Annotated in this window: 18 protein-coding genes; 3 read left to right on the top strand and 15 right to left on the bottom strand. The window is 33.7% G+C overall.

Features of this window, described 5'->3' with window-relative positions:
• Nucleotides 1-11: 11 nt before the first annotated feature.
• Nucleotides 12-794, top strand: a complete 783-nt coding sequence (locus ACVCXO_RS18490) for a hypothetical protein (RefSeq protein WP_452231068.1) — start codon at nucleotides 12-14, stop codon at nucleotides 792-794.
• A 3-nt stretch (nucleotides 795-797) separates the two neighbouring features.
• Nucleotides 798-1,412 (top strand): deoxynucleoside kinase, encoded by a 615-nt coding sequence (locus tag ACVCXO_RS18485; RefSeq protein WP_452231067.1) that lies wholly within the window; start codon nucleotides 798-800, stop codon nucleotides 1,410-1,412.
• A gap of 277 nt (nucleotides 1,413-1,689) precedes the next feature.
• Here the strand turns inward: ACVCXO_RS18485 and ACVCXO_RS18480 are convergent, their stop codons facing one another.
• The 3 genes from ACVCXO_RS18480 to ACVCXO_RS18470 all read right to left on the bottom strand — a co-directional run bounded on the left by ACVCXO_RS18480 (nucleotide 1,690) and on the right by ACVCXO_RS18470 (nucleotide 5,989).
• Nucleotides 1,690-2,694 (bottom strand): App1 family protein, encoded by a 1,005-nt coding sequence (locus tag ACVCXO_RS18480; protein ID WP_452231066.1) that lies wholly within the window; start codon nucleotides 2,692-2,694, stop codon nucleotides 1,690-1,692.
• Between the two features lie 74 nt (nucleotides 2,695-2,768).
• Nucleotides 2,769-5,198 (bottom strand): sodium-translocating pyrophosphatase, encoded by a 2,430-nt coding sequence (locus ACVCXO_RS18475; RefSeq protein WP_452231065.1) that lies wholly within the window; start codon nucleotides 5,196-5,198, stop codon nucleotides 2,769-2,771.
• A gap of 263 nt (nucleotides 5,199-5,461) precedes the next feature.
• The gene (locus tag ACVCXO_RS18470) at nucleotides 5,462-5,989 is read right to left on the bottom strand and encodes an inorganic diphosphatase (RefSeq protein WP_452231064.1); all 528 of its coding nucleotides are present in this window, start codon (nucleotides 5,987-5,989) and stop codon (nucleotides 5,462-5,464) included.
• A gap of 190 nt (nucleotides 5,990-6,179) precedes the next feature.
• On the opposite strand from ACVCXO_RS18470, the gene ACVCXO_RS18465 reads away from it, so the two are divergent.
• Nucleotides 6,180-6,557 (top strand): hypothetical protein, encoded by a 378-nt coding sequence (locus ACVCXO_RS18465; protein ID WP_452231063.1) that lies wholly within the window; start codon nucleotides 6,180-6,182, stop codon nucleotides 6,555-6,557.
• Between the two features lie 24 nt (nucleotides 6,558-6,581).
• On the opposite strand, the gene ACVCXO_RS18460 is transcribed toward ACVCXO_RS18465, so the two are convergent.
• The 12 genes from ACVCXO_RS18460 to ACVCXO_RS18405 all read right to left on the bottom strand — a co-directional run bounded on the left by ACVCXO_RS18460 (nucleotide 6,582) and on the right by ACVCXO_RS18405 (nucleotide 20,245).
• Complete coding sequence (locus ACVCXO_RS18460; protein WP_452231062.1) at nucleotides 6,582-7,583, bottom strand: NAD(P)H-dependent glycerol-3-phosphate dehydrogenase; 1,002 nt, start codon at nucleotides 7,581-7,583, stop codon at nucleotides 6,582-6,584.
• Nucleotides 7,584-7,587: 4 nt separating this feature from the next.
• Nucleotides 7,588-10,818 carry an HAD-IB family hydrolase gene (locus ACVCXO_RS18455; RefSeq protein ID WP_452231061.1) on the bottom strand — a complete coding sequence of 1,077 codons (3,231 nt, stop codon included), beginning with the start codon at nucleotides 10,816-10,818 and terminating at the stop codon, nucleotides 7,588-7,590.
• 6 nt (nucleotides 10,819-10,824) lie between these two features.
• Nucleotides 10,825-12,006 carry an alpha/beta hydrolase gene (locus tag ACVCXO_RS18450; protein WP_452231060.1) on the bottom strand — a complete coding sequence of 394 codons (1,182 nt, stop codon included), beginning with the start codon at nucleotides 12,004-12,006 and terminating at the stop codon, nucleotides 10,825-10,827.
• A gap of 9 nt (nucleotides 12,007-12,015) precedes the next feature.
• A complete protein-coding gene (locus ACVCXO_RS18445; RefSeq protein ID WP_452231059.1) occupies nucleotides 12,016-12,951 on the bottom strand; it encodes an alpha/beta fold hydrolase in 936 nt (311 codons plus the stop codon).
• A gap of 3 nt (nucleotides 12,952-12,954) precedes the next feature.
• Entirely contained in the window at nucleotides 12,955-14,799 is a 1,845-nt protein-coding gene (locus tag ACVCXO_RS18440) for a wax ester/triacylglycerol synthase family O-acyltransferase (protein ID WP_452231058.1), read from the bottom strand.
• Nucleotides 14,800-14,995: 196 nt separating this feature from the next.
• Nucleotides 14,996-16,306 (bottom strand): ABC1 kinase family protein, encoded by a 1,311-nt coding sequence (locus ACVCXO_RS18435; RefSeq protein WP_452231057.1) that lies wholly within the window; start codon nucleotides 16,304-16,306, stop codon nucleotides 14,996-14,998.
• 68 nt (nucleotides 16,307-16,374) lie between these two features.
• Nucleotides 16,375-17,025 carry a TetR family transcriptional regulator C-terminal domain-containing protein gene (locus ACVCXO_RS18430; RefSeq protein ID WP_452231056.1) on the bottom strand — a complete coding sequence of 217 codons (651 nt, stop codon included), beginning with the start codon at nucleotides 17,023-17,025 and terminating at the stop codon, nucleotides 16,375-16,377.
• A 128-nt stretch (nucleotides 17,026-17,153) separates the two neighbouring features.
• On the bottom strand, nucleotides 17,154-17,441 hold the full coding sequence (locus ACVCXO_RS18425; RefSeq protein WP_452231055.1) for a hypothetical protein: 288 nt from the start codon (nucleotides 17,439-17,441) through the stop codon (nucleotides 17,154-17,156).
• 28 nt (nucleotides 17,442-17,469) lie between these two features.
• A complete protein-coding gene (locus ACVCXO_RS18420) occupies nucleotides 17,470-18,327 on the bottom strand; it encodes a hypothetical protein (protein ID WP_452231054.1) in 858 nt (285 codons plus the stop codon).
• Nucleotides 18,328-18,433: 106 nt separating this feature from the next.
• Nucleotides 18,434-18,697 (bottom strand): hypothetical protein, encoded by a 264-nt coding sequence (locus ACVCXO_RS18415; RefSeq protein ID WP_452231053.1) that lies wholly within the window; start codon nucleotides 18,695-18,697, stop codon nucleotides 18,434-18,436.
• 171 nt (nucleotides 18,698-18,868) lie between these two features.
• Entirely contained in the window at nucleotides 18,869-19,669 is an 801-nt protein-coding gene (locus ACVCXO_RS18410) for an AfsR/SARP family transcriptional regulator (protein WP_452231052.1), read from the bottom strand.
• Between the two features lie 9 nt (nucleotides 19,670-19,678).
• Entirely contained in the window at nucleotides 19,679-20,245 is a 567-nt protein-coding gene (locus ACVCXO_RS18405; RefSeq protein ID WP_452231051.1) for a hypothetical protein, read from the bottom strand.
• Between the last annotated feature and the right edge of the window lie 130 nt (nucleotides 20,246-20,375).

Raw genomic sequence — 20,375 nt, 5'->3', positions numbered from 1 at the left:
TCCGTTTTCCTATGAAAAGTATATATATCCTATTCTATTTCCTTATATCTGTTTCGGTTTTCGGACAAGAACCCATTGCTGCCATTTTTCAGCTAAAGACAGAACTGCCATCTAGAACCATCATTGCCATTGATAATTTTGGAACACAATACGATCTAGATCACAACATTCTATATAAAAAAGACACAGAAAACACAATCAGTTACAGTAATGTACAATTGGGAGAAATCACTTCAGCAAATGCCTTTAACCCCTTAAAAATAAATGTGTTTTACAAAGATTTTAATACCGCAATTATATTAGATAACCGACTAGCCGAAATTTTTAAAATAGACTTCAATACCACAAAACCTTATAAAAGTGTGTCACAAATTTCTACAGGAAACGATAATACGCTTTGGATTTTTAATCAAGACACCCAACAATTAGAGGTGTATGATTATAAAATTAATAAAACAAGAGCAACAATGCTACCTGTACAATCTACTATTTTAGACTTAAAAAGTAACTTTAATTTTTGCTGGTTGCTTACAGAGAACTACCTATACAAGTACAATTACTTTGGTAGTTTGACCCAAAAAATTAAAAATGAAGGTTTTACTAATATAGAAGAAGATAACGGTAATCTAATTTTAAAAAAAGAGAACAGCCTTTATTTTTTACAGAAAAACACCGATCAGTTCTTAGAAATCAAAATACCAAATTTGTTAATAAATCAGTTTTTACTAACCAATGAAACCTTGTATATTTGCCACGAGAAAACGCTTTCTAAATTTCAACTAAAAACTAAATAAGATATGCACGTTGCCATAGCAGGAAATATTGGTGCTGGTAAAACCACCCTTACAAAATTACTAGCCAAACATTATAAATGGGAAGCGCAGTTAGAAGACGTAGTAGACAATCCTTATTTAGACGATTTTTACAATCAAATGGAACGTTGGAGTTTCAATTTACAAGTTTACTTTTTAAATAGTAGATTCCGTCAAGTATCGCAAATTAGAGAAAGCGGTAAAGACATTATTCAAGACAGAACTATTTACGAAGACGCACATATTTTCGCACCCAACTTGCACGCTATGGGTTTGATGACCAATCGTGATTTTGAAAACTACAAATCGCTTTTCGACCTTATGGAAAGTTTTGTTGAAGGTCCAGATTTACTAATTTACTTACGCAGTTCTATTCCAAATTTGGTGTCGCAAATTCACAAACGTGGTCGCGATTATGAGAACTCCATAAGCATCGATTATTTAAGCAGATTAAATGAACGTTACGAAGCTTGGATTACTGGTTACAACAAGGGAAATCTATTAATTATTGATGTAGACAATCTCGATTTTGTAGATAACCCAGAAGATTTAGGTTTTATTTTGAATAAAATTGATGCACAAATAAACGGATTATTTTAATCTAATATTTTTTCTAGGGCGTTACTTTTTACGCATACCTGCCAGGTTAGATACCCAAAAAAATTGGGCACAAGCCTTATAGCAACGTAAAAAGTCAGGCTTTTCGCTATATCTTTTTTAAGAAAAATAAAAAAGGATGTCGCTGCAATCCTTAACGCATTACTCGAATACATAAAAAGAGCTTCGCCTTTTATGACAAACCATCCGCTTTTTTGTTAAAACATAAAACCACCTTCCTTTAACTAAAGGAAGGAGCACTTCACAATAGTATTTTCAGCTATACGATAAAATTATTTTCCCGAGCATGTATAATCGCTTGCGCACTACTTTCCACTAACAAAGCAGGAGTCGTTTTATAATTTGCAAGTAAAGACTTTACCCGAATCATTTTCTTTTTATGTTTTACGCTACGCAAATAAATCGCTTTTATTCGTTCTGGATACAACTCGGCTATCTCTATATAGATATCCGGATCATGCTCCCCGCTATCGCCAATTAAAATAAAAGGTAAATCTGGATATGTAGTTAATAAATCTAAAATCTCTTTTTGTTTTTGCGGTTTTTCATCCACTTTTTTTCGCTTAAAAACATCTTTAAAACTCCGCAATAATATGGGACCTTTCGGAAAATTGTTTTGTTTTAAAAACAATGCTAAATAACGATATAAATTCCACGGACTATGACTGACATAAAATATAGGATTTGCATTTTCACCAGATTTTCCGCGATGTAATAAATGATAAAAATCTGCAGCACCTTCTAAAGGCAAACGCATTTTTGCAGATTTAAAAAAGGTATTATAAAGCACACGCCATTTTAAGGTAGAAACCACTCCGGTATGTAAAATAGTATCATCTATATCACTAGCAACACCAAAATCTACTTTACTAGAAGGTATTAATATTTCGGCAGGAAACCGGTTATCCTTTTGTATGTTTTCCTTAATAGAAGCATCATTAAAAGCAACTTCACAATGCAACCAACCTTCGGCATTAGCCATCACTTTTAGACCTTGCACATCTGCTTTTACTTTAAAATAACCATGATTATCGCTCGTGGCTTCTAAAAACTGCCCATTTGGTAATTGCACCGTAATACCAACATGTTTTAATTCATCGCTTTCTAAACGCTTCCAGGTATTCACTAACACACTAAAAAAACCTTGCTGTTCTAAATCTATGGATTCGTCTTCAAGAGTTCTTCCGCGTAAATAAAAGTGCGTATCTGTTCCATAGCTTTGAAATGCAATAATTTGAGCAGGATCTTTTTTAAATAATCTCATGAATAATTGATTAGTTCAAAATAACAAAAAACCACGCATAAAGCGTGGTTTTAATTCATAAAATATAAAGAAACTTATTCTTTTACATCAATTATTTTTATATAAATATCTCTTTCTGAGTCTTCTACAATTTTAAGAACATCATTAAAAACACCTTCTAAAACTTCCGTTTTAATATCTTCTATGCCGTTTGTAATACTAACCGTTTTTATTGTTGCTCTTGCGGTACCATCTGCAAATTTTTCAATAGCAGCTTTATGCATTACCTCTGTTTTGGCGTCACTTACTACACTTTCCATTTGAACGGTATCTGTCACGACCATTCCTTCTTCCGCGTGCCCTCCTAAAATAGGAGCAATTACTAAACCAATTAAACAAGTAAGTTTAATTAAAATATTCATGGATGGTCCAGAAGTATCTTTAAAAGGATCTCCAACGGTATCTCCAGTTACAGCTGCTTTATGCGCATCAGAACCTTTATACGTCATTTCTCCATTAATCTCTACTCCTGCCTCAAAAGATTTCTTAGCGTTATCCCAAGCACCTCCAGCGTTATTCTGAAAGATTGCCCAAAGCACACCAGAAACAGTAACACCGGCCATATAACCACCTAACATTTCTGCAATAGCAAGATTATTCATTCCAAAAATCATTGGTACAAATGCAATTACTAAAGGAAAACCAATAGTTAATAAACCAGGTAACATCATTTCTTTTAAGGATGCTTTTGTAGAAATAGCAACACATTTATCGTATTCTGGTTTCCCAGTTCCTTCCATAATCCCTGGAATCTCTTTAAATTGTCTACGTACTTCTTCTACCATTTCCATGGCAGCTTTACCTACCGCATTCATTGCTAAAGCAGAAAATACTACAGGAACCATTCCACCAACAAATAGCATTGCTAAAACAGGAGCTTTAAAAATATTAATTCCGTCAATTCCAGTAAATGTAACATAAGCAGCAAAAAGCGCTAATGACGTTAATGCAGCAGAAGCGATTGCGAAACCTTTTCCTGTTGCAGCAGTTGTATTACCAACAGCATCTAAAATATCTGTACGCTCTCTTACAATTGGCTCTTGTTCACTCATTTCTGCAATACCACCTGCATTATCGGCAATTGGCCCAAAAGCATCAATTGCTAGTTGCATAGCAGTTGTTGCCATCATAGCAGAAGCTGCTAAAGAAACACCATAAAATCCTGCAAATGCATACGAAGCCCAAATTGCTGCAGCAAATAACAAAACAGAAGGGAATGTAGAAATCATACCAGTAGCTAAACCAGCAATAATATTAGTTCCCGCACCCGTACTTGACTGTTGTACAATTTTTAAAGTTGGAGATTTCCCCAATCCTGTATAATATTCTGTAACCGAAGAAATAACTGCTCCAACTACTAAACCAACTAAACAAGCGTAAAATACACGCATGGAAGAAATTTCTTGTAGACCTTCCCCAAAGAAATTCATTTGCATCGTTTCTGGTAACATCCATGTTACTAAACCGTAACATGCTGCGGCAACTAAAATAATAGAGGTCCAATTACCAACATTTAAAGCGCCCATTACCTGAGTTTCTTTAGCGTCGTTACTTTTTATTTTAACCAGCATCGTACCAATAATAGAAATAATAATTCCTACACCAGCAATTGCCATTGGTAATAGAATTGGTCCAATACCTCCAAAGGCATCGCTAATATTTCCGCCCATATCTTTAATAACATAGTTACCAAGTACCATTGCTGCTAATACTGTTGCAACATACGAACCAAATAAATCTGCTCCCATTCCTGCTACATCCCCAACATTATCACCTACGTTATCTGCAATTGTTGCCGGATTACGAGGATCATCTTCTGGAATACCAGCTTCGACCTTACCAACTAAATCTGCACCAACATCTGCTGCTTTGGTATATATACCTCCACCAACACGTGCAAATAACGCAATAGATTCCGCTCCTAGAGAAAAACCTGCTAGCGTTTCAAGAACAATAGTCATGTCCATGGTGCTTGTCCAAACGCCACCCATAAAAAAGTGGAAGAAAAATATAAAAAATGCGGTTAAACCTAACACTGCTAAACCAGCAACACCAAGTCCCATTACTGTACCACCACCAAAAGACACTTTAAGTGCATTTGGTAAACTAGTACGTGCGGCCTGTGTAGTTCTTACGTTTGTTTTAGTCGCTATTTTCATCCCCATATTTCCTGCCCAAGCAGAAAAGAAAGCTCCAAAAATAAAAGCGACAACAATTAACCAGTGTGTCGTTGGCACAACAAAAGATACTATTGCAAGTAATACACTTACTATAACTACAAAGATTGCTAATAAACGGTATTCTGCATTTAAAAACGCTAAGGCACCTTCGTAGATGTGATCTGAAATTTCTTTCATCTTGCCATCTCCAGCATCTTGTTTCATTACCCAAGATTTCTTTACAACCATGTAAATTAATCCTAAAATTGCCAATATAATTGGCATATAAATCATCATTGATTCCATATTATTTTATAGTTTGATTAGTTTTTAACGATTGCTAAAGTAATAAAATCAAATAGAAGTAAAAAATATTTTAAAATTGACAATTTTTTAACACAAAAACTACGCTTTTTTTAATCTGATTCACAAAGAAAAACTTACCACACAAGGGTTTTATTAAAAACATAGAAATAAAAAATCACAACACGCTATATTTCAGTATTTTAAAGCAAAAAGCCCTTTCATTTAAAATGAAAGGGCTTTTATAATTTATATTTTAAAATGTCTTATATGGTAAAATTACCATTTGCTTTATGTTCGCTATTTTCATAACGCTCCACACATTTATTTAAAATCTCATAAGCTTCTTCTGCATTTCCCCAACCACCAACATCTACTTTTTTCTTTTCTAGATCTTTATACACCTGAAAGAAATGGGTGATTTCTTTTATTCTATGCGGATTTAAATCGTCAATATCGTTATAAATATTCCAGATAGGATCTGTAGTAGGTACACAAATTAATTTCTCATCTGGTCCTTTTTCATCCGTCATATGGAATACTCCAATTGGTTTTACTTCCATAACACACATTGGGAAAGTTGGTTCTGTTCCCATGACTAATACATCTAATGGATCTCCATCCAGCGCTAAAGTTTCTGGAATAAAACCATAATCTCCAGGATACATCATGGATGAAAAAAGCATTCTATCGAAACGGATTTTATGTAAATCAAAATCGTATTCGTATTTATTTCTACTTCCTTTTGGGATTTCTATTAAAACATCAAATGTTTTTTTTCCTTTTGGGCTCATTTATATAGTATTTATTAATTTCCGCGAAAGCGAAAACAGTATTGTTAATATCCATAATTCGGAGAGCAAAAGTACAGAAACATTTAGCTTCTAGCAACTAAAAAACATTTCATTTCATCAAAAAACAGTACCTTGTTATTTATTAGCTATTAAACCTATTCTTCAAATGCCTCTATATAAAAATTATTTCTTGGTTTTTTTATTCCTAATTCCACACATAACCTCAGCACAAAATTTAGAATGTTGCTCTTCGGATAAAGAAATTGAAGAAGCAATTACTGGGTATTGGAAAATTAAAAATGATGCATCTAAAAGTATTTATCATTATTGGTTTGAAAATGGTCGAGGAAACGTTGAAAATGTAATAATAACAGAAACGAAAGAAGAATACAAGCCTGTTGAAAAATCACACTCGCATATTTATTTAAAGAAAGAAGACACCACCTTTATATTGGAATATATTTATAAATATGGTAATTGGACCTCGGTTTTAAAAAAATTGAATGCAACTAATTTGGTCATAGAAACGAATGGTGAAACTACTGCGTATTATAAAGTGGCGTTTTGAAAGTATGCTATCTAAAATCAATCCTTACCCTGGCTCCTTCTCCGATCCACTCTCCAATTTAATCAAACCTCTAAAGGCATCATTAACTGTATTTCCTTCATAAAGCACTTTATATACTTCTCTAGAAATTGGCATATCTACCTTATAATCTTTGGCTAATTCCATGACCACTTTTGCTGTTTTCACACCTTCAGCAACTTCATCCATTTCTTCTATAATCTGCTCTAAGCTTTTCCCTCGTCCGATTTGAAACCCTACATGATGGTTTCTACTTTTAGAACTCGAACAAGTAGCCACTAAATCTCCCATTCCTGCAAGTCCTGCAAACGTACGTCGTTTTCCTCCCATTGCAATTCCTAGTCTTGTTAGTTCAGACAAACCTCTAGTAATTAACGCAGCTCTTGTGTTGTCTCCTGCATTTGCTCCATCTCCCATTCCTGTAGCAATGGCCATAATATTTTTTAAAGCACCACCAAGTTCGCAACCTATCACATCATTATTGGTATACACACGAAACAATCCGGTGCTAAATACTTGTTGTAGTTGTTTGGCAATGGTTTTATCTACCATCGCAATTACTGCTGCTGCTGCTTGACCTGCATGTATTTCTTTCGCCAAATTAGGCCCCGTTAAAACACCTGCTGGATGCCCAGGAAGTTCTTCTTCGATGATTTGCGTCATTCGCATTTTGGTAGTTAACTCTAAACCTTTAGACAAACTTACAACAGGAACCCACGGTCTAATAAAAGGTTTTGCTGCGCGTAACACTTCTCTAAAATGTTGCGAAGGGATTCCCATAACAATCACATCGGCATTCTTCACCGTTTCTTCAATAGAAGTAGAAGCTTTTAAATTCTTATGTAATTTGGCTCCTGGCAAATATTTAGAATTAGCATGTTCTTCATTTATTTCATGAACGGTTTTCTCATTTCTTGCCCATAAAATAGTATCATTATTTTTTGCAGTTAATGATGCTACTGTGGTTCCCCAAGAACCTCCTCCTAAAATTCCGACGTTTAGTTTCATATGCTTAGTTTTCTAATTCGTTAAGGTATAAATTACGAACTTCTTCAATATGTTTATTGATATTTTTTAATTTCCAAAGGGATGTATCTACAGGCTCTAAAACAACCACTTCAATATGCGTTGGCTTAAACATGCTCGTTCCTTTTGGCATTGCCATATATGCGTTTTTAATTACAATAGGTATAATAGGAACTCCTGCTTGCATTGCTAAATGAAATGCGCCTTTTTTAAACGTTCCCAAAGTTTTGCTTCCACTTCTGGTACCTTCTGGTGCAATTGCAACGGAAATACCACTTTTTAAGGCATCTACCGCCGGTTGCATCGCTTCAATTGCCTTTTCCTTATTAGCACGATCTACATAAATAGCACCTAGTGCTTTAAATATGGGACCGAAAGGCGTTCTCTCTAACTCTTTTTTAGCGATGCCTGTAAAATCATGGCGGATTAATTTCATCACAATAAAGAAATCGGCAGCACTTTGATGATTAAAACAAAAAACAGCTGGTCTTATTTCTTCTAAATTATGTTTTCCTTTTACCGCAATTTCTAAACCTGCCATTTTAGAACCTAAATCTCCAATACTTGAAAATGTAGTATTAGCAGCTTCCTGTCGAGACAACGTCATTGCCCCTTTTATTATTCCTTTTATAGCAGAAGGATAAATAGTTGCAGCTGCTAGTCCTGTTCTAAAACCATTAACTAAAGGTTTTCCTACTGGTTCTTCAAATCTTAGAATTGGCCAGTTATTTTCGAATGCTACTTGTGACAAGCGTGCATCTGGATTTGTTGCAACCGGTTTTCCAACGATTTTCAACAATGGATAATCATCAAAACTATCGGTATAAAAATAACTTTTAGATAAGTCTGTATTGTTCTTTTTAGCATACTTTCTTGCCGCTCTCGCTTTACCTTCTCCCCAACACATTTCAGAAACACGTCCGGTAAATTTACCATTACGCAATTCCATTTCCGTAGCATAAATATCTTTTATGCCTAATGCTTTAGCAATGGGTTCTATTTGATACGTTGTTGCTGCCGATATAATAACGACTTTATGTCCTTTTTCTAAATGCTTTTCAATTAACTCACGAGATTCCGGATAAATAGTTTCTTCTAAATAATCGGTAAAAACTTGTTCCCCTAATTCGGTAAAAGCAGATTCTTTAATTCCTTTCACACCAAGTGCTGCAATTTTAGTAAGCACTTCAAAATCTCTATTTCCTAAAGCAAATACTGCTGCGGTAGCAAATTGAGTTACATATTCTTTTGCTGTTGTTTTTCCGCTAAACAAACGTGTTGTCATAAATTTCTTTGCAGAAAAATCATTGATTAGCGTTCTATCCATGTCGAAAAACGCAGTAATATGCGGTCCTTCTTCTATCACTTCTTCTTGATGTACTTCATCATTTCCAGAATCGGGAACCATACTGTGTTCTTGCGGTTCTTCTTTTAATCCCTTTTCATCCTGAATATTTTCTATTTGCTTTAAGAAGAATAACCTCTCGGATAAATCTTCTAACTGATTTCTCCAACTTTCTAAAGCGGCATAATCTATGGCTCTATCTATTGGAATTAAATTTGCGTTCTTCGCAAAACGAAGTGCATTAATTAAAAATGGTTTAGAAACACTATCTAGACGTGTTATCTTCGATTGCCAATGCAGCTCTTTTCCTTTAAACATAGAAAGTTCTAGGAATTCATTATCTGTAAAATCATCGTCGGTATCCCAACTATTTAAGGTATGACAAACCACTTTATCTGCTTCTAAATACGACAATAGAATTGCTCTAGAAACGAATAAATCTTGCTTCTTCAATAAAGCAGAAACATCCCCTTTTGGATCTGCTAAAATGGCTCTCCAGTTTTTATCGAATCGGTATAATTCAGTTTCAATTTCACTGCTAAATTTCGGCTTATTGGTGTAGAAAAATTCAAATTTAAATAAGTTACGAAGCTCCATAATTTCATTCCAGAAATTCGTAATTCGATGCGCAGAAGTATCGTCTTTTATTTTCACCAAAGCCATTTCAATAAAAGCTTGATGGTATAAATGACCCGAAGCCATATTTGCATAATAGGTAGCCGGTAAATACTCGGTAGCAACTAAACTGTATTGCGCCTTTTGTCCTGCTCTACTTTTTTGAATTATTCGTGCTCCTTTTAATAAATTTAGTGCTGTTTGAATGGTCACTCCAATCTTTTTTCCACGATCGATAAGTACATCTTCTTGTTTCTGACCAATGTATGCCATTAATCTATTGACCTTGAATTCGATTTCTTTTTTGGTTAAAGCAAAATCGTTTAGCAACACATGACAAATTAAGGAAACCGTCGTTACTGGTGTAATCGCGTTGGTTTTATGAATTAACTCAAAAGCAAAACGTGGTAGTGTATTTTTATCGGCATAACTATCTTCTTCCATATCTGGAATGATGGCTTGCTGGTCTTCATCCATTTCCACAGGATCTCCAAATCGAATTGCTGCACGGCCATAATCATTTCCTAGTTTCTGGATATAACGGACTGCTTCTTTTATGTTTTCCGATTTTTTCTCTTGTCCTTTTCCTTCCTCTGTCATTTGTTTGACATCTGGAATTAAGTCATAAACAATAGAAACCGGCACGTATTTTATATTTCTTGTACTTTGCGATTCCCCTTCCTTAATATATTTTAAAATTCCCATTTGCGGATAAATAATTTTTCCGGTTCTGGATCGCGTTCCTTCAATATTCCACGTTAAGTGATCGCCTTTATCAATAATAGAAGCGATGTAATGACGTAAAGCTGCTTTGTAAATGATATCGTCTTTAAAACTGCGACGAATAAAAATGAGTCCTGCATTATTTCCTAATTGTTTCAATCCTGGAAATGCTAAATTACTTCCGCCAAAGGAATAGGGAATTGGCATTCCATAACGCGCCAATGTTGAAATTAACACCAACGTATCTAAATAGGTTTTATGTGTCATGATGAATGCAACTGAATTTTGCTGCATTAATTTCATGAGTTTTTTTATCCCTTTAGGATCGACATCAATCTTATCATTATAGGCTCTAGAAAGTATATAATCAAAGCTTTTTACAGACATCAATTTGGCAATTGGATGCTGTTGTGCGTATAATTCTTTAATACACTTTGCCCCTTGCTTTTTTACATCTTCAAAATCTAACTTTTGCTCCTTTGCAATTCGCTTTAAAGCTTCTTGGAATTTATGATGTTCAATAATATGATCCATACCTTATTATTTTATGACTTGTACCTTTGGCTTTTTTGTTAGAAATGCTTTTCTTGCTTTGTTCCAAAAATTAGGATACAAAAAACGCTCCATATTAGAAGAAACGTCTTGTATTTCTTTTCCATTTAAATTGGCACTTAATGCCTTTGCCGTTATTAATAAAACGCTAGCATTTGCTCCCATTCCCGAATGACTTCCATAGACCTCTATGTTTTTAATATCTTTTCTATAGGTTTCTGCTTCCATACAATGTTTCCAAGGGACTAAACCATCTGTTTTTGTATAAATACAGGTTACTGGCACTGTTGGTATTGGTTCTAGTTCTGCAAGAAATCTTTCGTTTCGCTCCTTTAAAGACTTTCCTCTAAAAAATTCTAGCAAACCGTAAAGTGGTGTTTTCATATCCATAACACCCCAGATTGGAGAACCTATGGTTAAAATTTGCTCGACTTGATTTGGATGTCTATTTGCCATTATTTTAGCAAAAATTCCGCCGCCACTCCAGCCTACAACGCTCACTTTTTCTTGATGTTCTTGATAAATATCTGCTAGCTTTTCTTCTAATCTAGGAATGTAATGGGACTTCACCATATTAAACCCCAACTCCCATTTATAGGTAGTAAAACCAAGAGATTTTAGATATTTTCTAACAAATGTTGTCGAAGAATCATCCCCTAAATATGGAGGAATTAACAATACAGGCTTTCCTTTACCTTCCATTCGCTTTGGTATAAATGGATATATGCAATAAATGGAAGACCATTCGATTATCGACCTACTCTCCATTACCATATTAAATAATGGTGGTAAAGGGATTTTTTTATTTATAAATGCGATTTCTTTTTTGAATCTATCAAGAATAGAATTGGTGTATTTGTATTCATTTTGGTCGTGACCTTCAGAAATAGAACGCTCTATGTTTTCTAAGATTTTCACTAAGGTGATATAATCTCTATTCGGACCTAATTCATCACATACTAAAATAGATTTATCTAATAGCTCCTCAATAATTTCGTGTTCATCTGTATCTATATTCTTAATAAGCGCTTTAATTTCTTTTTGATACGGATGCTGCTTAAATTGTAGGTTCGTAAGCTTTTTTGCTTCTTTAATAGTCCAGCCATTTAAGGTCCCTAAAGCAACTGCTAATCGTGTAAAAATTCTATATATAATTTGGGTTTCTTCCATTCTTTTTTTTTAATCTTGCATACGTACATTTAACCAATCTAAAACTTCTTGCTTAACCGTTTCTGCATTGGTTTCATTAAGCATTTCGTGTCTGCCATCTTCATATAAATTAAAGGTTAAATCCTCCATACCACGACGTTCATATTCTTTTACGACACGTTTTACGCCTTTTCCCATTTCGCCAACAGGATCTTTATCTCCCGAAAATATAAGTACGGGCAAATCTTTAGGAGTTGCTTTAAAAGCATCGGATTTATTCAGTTTTTTAGAGTTTTTAATAATATCTAAAAACACACCTAATGAAAAATCTTCCACACGATATGGATCTACAGCAAAAAGATCGACTTGTTTTTCATCGCGACTTAGCCAATCAAACTTGGTTCTATTTGGTTTAAACTTTTTATTAAATTCGCCAAAAAAGAAAGATTTTAAAACTTCGTTTCCTCTTGCTCTTCCGCGAAAAGCGGTAACTGTTGTTGCGGTTAACAGCCCTATATTACCAAGTCCTTTTATAAAACTTGCTGTTCCAGATAAAATTAAAGCATCTAATTCTTCCGCGTATTTTGTAACATACTTTCTACTAAAAAGCGATCCCATGCTATGCCCAAATAATATAAATTTAGTTTTCGGGTTTTCGGCTTTCATTAAATTAGACAACACATGCATATCTTCAATACAATCATCAAAATATTCGTTGCCATCATAATACCCAAACAAACGTTTTATTTCGGCAGTTTTACCATGTGCACGATGATCATTAGCATAAACAGAATACCCTTCATCTTGCAAAAGATGCGCCATAGCATCATATCTACCTGCATGTTCTCCTAGTCCATGTGCGATTTGTACCATTCCTTTAAAAGGTGTATTGGGATTCGCTTCCCATTTATAATAACAAATGGATTCTCCATCTGTAGCTTGTAATATATGTGTATTATAATGCATTCATTATCGTTCTAAAAATGCAGAAAGTAGCTTCATGAACTTTGTTTTACTTGCTGCAGTTCCCGTTATTTTAATTCGCCCTTGAATTTTCAATTCTTCTAAAAGCAACTTGCCTTTATACAAAGCAAATAGATTTTCATCTTCAATTTCGATTAACACTTTAGGGGCTAAATTTTTCTTCTTTTTAATAACTGCGGTTGCCTTTGTAAGATCTAATTCCCAGCCATCTGTTCTATCTCCTAAATCTAATTGCATGTGATACAAACCCTTAGCTGCTTTAACTTCTTTAGGATTGGTTTTTACATACTTTTTAAAAGCCGTAAAAAATGGGCCACTTTTGCTCTTTATTTGTTTTGCTGTTTTACTGGCAGATTTATCCTTTCCTAGGTTTGCGATTTCCGCTTCCAATTCGTTTGCAGATTCTCTAATATATCTAGAAAACACATCTGCATCTGGCATTGTTTTAGCGTCCGAAGTTGTAGTAATACTTACTTGCCCATTGTAACTAAATGCTGCAATAATCAATCCGAAACCATCGACAACAGGCGTTAAACCAAAAATAGAAACCACTTTATGCCCATTTAAATACAATAAACCTCTTGGACCAGGAACATTAGTAATGGTAACATTAAATGGTGGTCTGTGTAAATCTTTGATATTGTATTTACTGTATAATCCAGCGGCTAGATTAGCTAAACCAAAAGGAACCACATCTGCCATTTTAGCCAATGTTTTTGCTCCCATAGTATTATGTCTCGATTTACCCAGCATGGTTTGTTCCTGAATATATTCTAAACGCTCTAACGGATCCTCGATATGTGTTGCTAACTGAATCATCATATTAGCAATTTGATTATTCATTTTATTGTCGCCGCCTTCTGTTCTTATAGAAATTGGCACATTTGCCACCAAAGGATGTAATGGTAACTTTTCTTTTTCTACTAAATAACGACGAAGCGCCCCTGCACAAATAGCCAGAATAACATCGTTAATAGTTCCTCCCATTGTTTTTCTAAGTGCATTAATGCGATCAAAAGATAAAATGGCTGTTCCCCAGGTTCTTTTGGCAGAAATGGAACCATTAAAAATGGTTATTGGTACTGGAAATTTTGTAGAACTAAATTCTCTTTGAATACTTAGCTTTTTTGCGGCTTTACTTTTAATAAAACTATAAGCCGTTTCTACAACTGTCTTTGGGATTTTAAATGGGTTCTTTAAAAAGCCATACCCACTTTTTAACAGCAAACTAAGTTCATCTGGTAATGGTTCTGGATTAAAAGGTTTTGGTTTCGATCGTTTTTTCTGTTTACCATCTGCATCACTATCATACAAAACACCAAGTAAACCAACGCCAGAATTACCATCAATCATTACATGGTGCACTTTAGTTACAATGGCAACAGAACCTTTTGGCACTTGTGCAATTTCGTCGATCCCTTCAATAAAATGCACCGACCATAATGGTCTACGTAAATCTAAAGGTGCGGAAAATAATGTGGACGTTAAATCCCTTAACGTTTTCCAGTTCGATGGATCCGGTAATTTAATACGATTTAAATGCAAGTCGATATCAAAATTTGGATCGTCTACCCAATATGGATAATCTAAATCCATAGGAACACTTAATAGACGCTGTCTAAATTTTGGAACTAAATGCAACTTGGATGCAACAATTTCTTTAAAATCCTCAAATTTCAAGGAACCTTCCACAATATTTAAGGTTGCAATATGCATTGGACTCGTTGGTGATTCTGCATATAAAAAAGCTGCATCATAACCTGAAATCTGCTGTATTGAAGCATCGAATGCATCTTGCACAATGTCCTTCAAATCAATTTTTTTTGCCATTATTAGTTACTTGTATTTTATACGGTTCTATTAAGAAATTGCTAATTCCTTTAATTTAATGTGAAAATTTAATGTTTTTATCAAAATAAACCACAAATTAACCTGTCTTTTTTACAAGATACGATATTTTCACAATATACTATGCGCGCATAGTATTTTTAATATCTTCAAGGTTTAGCTCCGATTAGTTAGAATTTCAGAAGTTCTTATAATTATCAATCTTAATATTTTTGGCTTGTAAATCGAACATTAAATTAAACAATCCGAAAAATGTTCTATTCATATAGATAAAATGCTTAGAACCTCTATTTGCATTCATTTTATTAGATCTTGTACTTTTAAAATAACGTTCACCAATGGCTGCTATCTTCTCAAAAAATGCGGGATCTGAAAAATCAAAAGTTTCTTCTCTAAATGGCTGTGTAAAAAAGCGCAGTACATCATGAAACATATTGGTAAAGAATGCTATTTCTTCTTTGGAATCGTCTTTCCTTAAAATCTCCAATTTCAATAATTGCTTATGAAACCGTTTAGAATCGTCCAGTATTTCTTTATTGAATAATTCGAAATAAGGAACGTAAAAATCTTCGGGAATAATTTTCATACAGCCAAAGTCAATAGCGATTAATTTTCCTTTTTCCGAAACTAAAAAATTACCGGGATGTGGATCTGCATGTACTTTTTTAAGTATATGCATTTGATATAAATAGAAATCCCATAAAGCTTGTCCTAATTGACTTGCAAGCTCCGGATTGGTATTTATTTTAGCAAATTCGGAAAGATGCATACCTTCCATCCAATCCATCGTAATGATTTGTTGTGAAGAGAAATCTTCATAATATCTAGGGAATTCTAAATTTGGAATATGTGCACATGCCGCAACAACTTCTTTGCTTTGTGCTATTTCTAATAAATAGTTTGTTTCTTCCAATAGCTTCCCTTCTACTTCTTTAAAATAGACATCGGAATGTTCGCCTTTTATGTTAAACATCTTCATAGCAATCGGCTTCACCATTGCTAAATCAGACAAAATACTATCTGCAATTCCCGGATATTGAATTTTAACAGCCAAGGTTTTTCCATCTTTTTCTGCTTTATGTACTTGTCCGATACTCGCTGCATTTATTGCTTCCGGATTGAAAGCATCAAAAATTTCATTTGGGAATTTCCCGAAAGATTTTTTAAAAGTTTTCATTACTAATGGCGCAGATAATGGAGGCACAGAAAACTGTGACAAAGAGAATTTCTCCACATAAGCTTGTGGCAAAATATTTTTCTCCATGCTTAGCATTTGCGCTAATTTTAAGGCAGATCCTTTTAGGTCTTTCAAGCTATCGTAAATATCTGTAGCGTTAGATTCGTCTAAACGTTCTTTAGCTTCTTCTTCCGAATTAACCATTTTATCGCCATAATATTTCAGGTAATTTACGCCAACTTTTGCTCCCGTTTGCACCAATTTAGATGCACGTTGGATTTTAGAAATTGGTATGCTTTTTAGTGTTTTCATTTTATGCTCGCGATAGCGAGTAACTTTTAGTTGCCCACCCACACCGTTTTAAAAACCTTGCAGGAATGCTATTTCACTTTCTCTTTATACAAAAACTTCGCCAAATCAATTATATTATTCAAAGACTTGGTATTTAACAACTCAAAACTGGTATTTAATGATTTCTCAATAAAAATATCTGTTTTTTCGAAGTCTTCTGAAGTATCATCCAACCAAAATTTCATGGTAAACAAGAACTGAATCCAAAAGGATTCTTTAATGGTTTTCTTTTGAATGTTTTCAATAGTATCGACATTCAAACTAATTGTTTCCAGATTCAGATCTTCTACAAATGCCTTAAAACTGCGTTTTAATCTTGAAAAGGTCGCAAGTGCTTTCAGCTGATTTTCAAAACCTTTCAGATTGATTTTTATGAATTCTTGATTGAGCGACAGATTTTCAAAAAAGGTATAATACAAACTTAATAGTTTGTCCTTTTTAGTAAACGTAATATACTCTGGCGTTTGCTTTAAAATAGCTAATGAATTTTCAAAAAGCAGTACATAAATATCCTTTTCTAAATCTTTAAAAGAGGTGAAAAGCGTATAAAACACTTCGTCATCAAAATGATGCACTTCTGCAAAACTTGTTACCGATTCTGGTTTACTATGGTGTTCCACCACATAATCCATGTACATTGTTATCATTTCAGAAGCTGAAATCTTCTTTTTCTTTGCCATTAACCAAATATTTGCTATAAAAGTACGAAACGTTTTTGCTAAAACGAAGATCTATAAAACAAAAAAAGATTGCCTCTACAGACAACCTTTTCAACTAACCAACCTAATAATAAACAAAAACTTTAATACTATGCCATAAGCTTAGTAAATCTTTTTTTGCTAAGTTTTACATGTTTTTTTACACCTGTTAAAGCGGTAAAAACTAAATCTTGATTTGTTGCAGCTATTTTCAAACTATCTTTAATTGCTTTATTAGCAACCGTTTGCCATTGCTCTGCAACAACTATAGTTTCACTAACAACATCTTCTGTGGTATGTAGCGCATAATCATTTGCCGATTCTGCAGCTTTTCTTGTTTTCTTTAATGCTTTAAAAACCATGTTTTTTGGAGCATCTAATATTGAATTTTTACGCATATCAAATTACTTTTTATAAGTTATGGTATTATTTTGTTACTTCCACTTTCACTTCAGCAACATCTGCTACTACTTCGTTTTTAGCTTCTGCTACTTTCACTACCGTTTCTTTTTTAACTGCTGTTGCTTTTTTAGCCACAGTAGCTTTTGCTTTAGGAGCTACTTTTGTTGCTACTTTAGTAACCGCTTTTTTAGTTACAGTTGCTTTCTTAGCTACTGTTTTCTTTGGTGCTGATTTTGCTACCACTTTCGTTCCTTTAGTAACTTTAGCGACTTTTGCAGTTGCTTTTTTAGCTACTGTTTTTTTAGCTTTAACGACTTTTTTAGTCACTTCCTTAGTTACTTTAGCTTTAGGTGTTTTAGCGTCTTCAATAATAGCTTCTCCCTTGTTAATGATTTTTGAAGCTTGCTCTAACACATCTCCTTTAAGTTCATTATATTTAGCCACTCCCATGTTTTTAATATCTTCAGTAGCTTTTTCTGCTTTTTGAACCATTGGGTTTTCAGAAACTTTCTCTGTAATATCTTCTACAATATCCAATACTTTTTTCGCTATTGGATTGTTCATAGCCATATCTTTAGCTTTCTCAACTATAGTTGCATCGTAACCAACTAAATCTTTCATTTTATCTGCTCCCGTTACAAACTGCCCTTTTACAGCTTCTGCAGTATCAAAAATCATATTAATTTGTTGCTCTCTTACCTTTTCTGACTTCTTCATTAACTTAGAAGCTAATTTTTGCCATTTTTCACCATTATCTACAACAGTATTAATTGTAGCTATAGAAGCGTTAACTAATTCTGTGTTAATTTTATTTACAACATTTGTATCGTTTTTCACTTTACTTGTTGCTTTTTTTGCTACTTTTTTAGTTTTAGTTGCCATAATATATTGTTGTTATTGTGTTGTTATTCTTAATTCTGGTACAAACATACAATCAGCGAGTTACAAATGAGTTGCACTTGTGTATGTGTTCCTTTTATTTTTGAAATTATTTAGATTTGGCCATAAACTTTACCGCTTTCCCTTTTACCGTTTCTAAAGTATTAAAAACAATATCTTGGTTTTTAGCAGATACTTTTAAACCTTTCTTTACTAGTTTTGCAGAAAGACCTAATCCTTTCTCCGTTAAACCAATAGATTTTGTGAATGCTTTTTCTGTAGTATTTAAAGCGAAATCATTTACTTTCGTAGTTAATTCCAACACTTTATTTGTAGTACTATTTATTAATGTTGCTTTTGTTTTAGTAGCCATAATATATTGTTTAAATGTGTTATATCTTATTTTATGGTACAAACGTACAATCACGTAGTTACAAATGAGTTACAAAAACGATGCTTAGCGTTTTTTTATAAAAAGGAAGAATAAAAACTGGAGTAAAACCAAGGGTTTACAGAGTATAATTATTTTTAAAATATTTTACAATTAAATGTTTTCAATCTCTTTTAGAAGATTTTTTGTAGCTGGAAGTGGTTCAATACCATATTCTTTTTCTAGCACATCGGCACATTTTTTATAGGCTTTAATGGCTTGTGGTCGGTTTCCTTTTTTTATGTAAGCTTGCATTTGAAGTCGGTATGCATCTTCCCAAGTATTATCTATGGCAATAGCACATTGTGCTAAACGGATACTTTCTAAAGGGTTTTCGTTAAGTAATAATTCAGCAAGTATTACATAAGCTCCTAAAATTAGGATTTGAATTTTCTCGCGCTCTTCCGAAGACCAATCTTCAAAAACACGATTTGGTAAATATACACCTCGATATAATGCTATAGCTTCTTTATAGGCTTCTTTAGCAATTGCTTGATTATCACCAAAAGCTTCGTTTCCTATAATAATATATTGCTCTAAAGCTTCCACATCAATCCAAACTTTTTCTAAATCTAATTGGTAACTAATACCTTGTCTAATCACAAAAACAGGTTCGGTTCTAGAAGGCCTTTCTGGCTCTAATACTTTATTAACACCGTGTAGTGCTACTTTAAAATCCCTGTCATCTCCATCTTCCCAAAGATGATCCATGATTTTTTCTTTATGAAGCGCATGCCGTTGTCTATTAGAAATTAAATACTGAAGTAATTGAACGGTTTTATCTCTTCCCCATTTTTTGGAATCTACTTTCTCATTATGCAACCATAGATTAAACTGCCCCAAAGTCTGAATACGAATAATCGCATCCTTTTGAAACTGTTTTAATTCTATTAATTTATCGGTAAGTGAATTCATTTATAAGGCTTACTTCTTTTTAGTAGCTCGTGGGCTTTTTGTAGTTTTCGTGGTTTTCGTAGTTTTTGTCGCTTTTGTTGAAGTACTAATAGCATCGACTTTAGCATTTAATTTTTTAATCTCATCTGCTAAACCGCTAATAGAATCTTTTATGGTATTAAAATCAGATCGAGAAGCATTTCGCCATTGATCAATATGTACTTTATCCATTAAGTCTTCGCCTAAATAACTAATCTGATCTTGTATGTTTGCAACTTGCTTTCTAGGATCTTTAATGGTTTCTAGGATTACTTTCGGACCTTCTTTAGAAATGGTTTTCCAAAGCGAAAAACTCTTTTTCAATAGAGAATCCTGTACTTCTGGAGATTCATGTTTTGTAGCTTCTAAGGTTAAATCGGCTAATTTGGATTGAATAAAAGCTACTGCTTCTTTAAAATCTGAAAAACTTTTATCTTCACCACCTTGTACATGCGATACTTTTCCACGCCATTGTACCTTAGATTCACCATCTTCTTCAAAAATAATCTGGTTAAACCGAACCATAAAGGATGCTGTTTGGTCTGCTTTTTTAGCCATAATCTTAAAATTTTATCCGTTACAAATTACAATTCTTTTTTGAGAAATGAATTGCTCGGGAAACAGAATACTACATTTAAGTTTTAAAATAATTCTTATGCACGCATAGTATATTAAAATAATTTCGGTA

This window comes from Lacinutrix sp. MEBiC02404 (assembly GCF_053601575.1).
The sequence above is the reverse complement of the archived record's forward strand: the minus strand, read 5'-3'. Positions and strand labels throughout refer to the sequence as shown.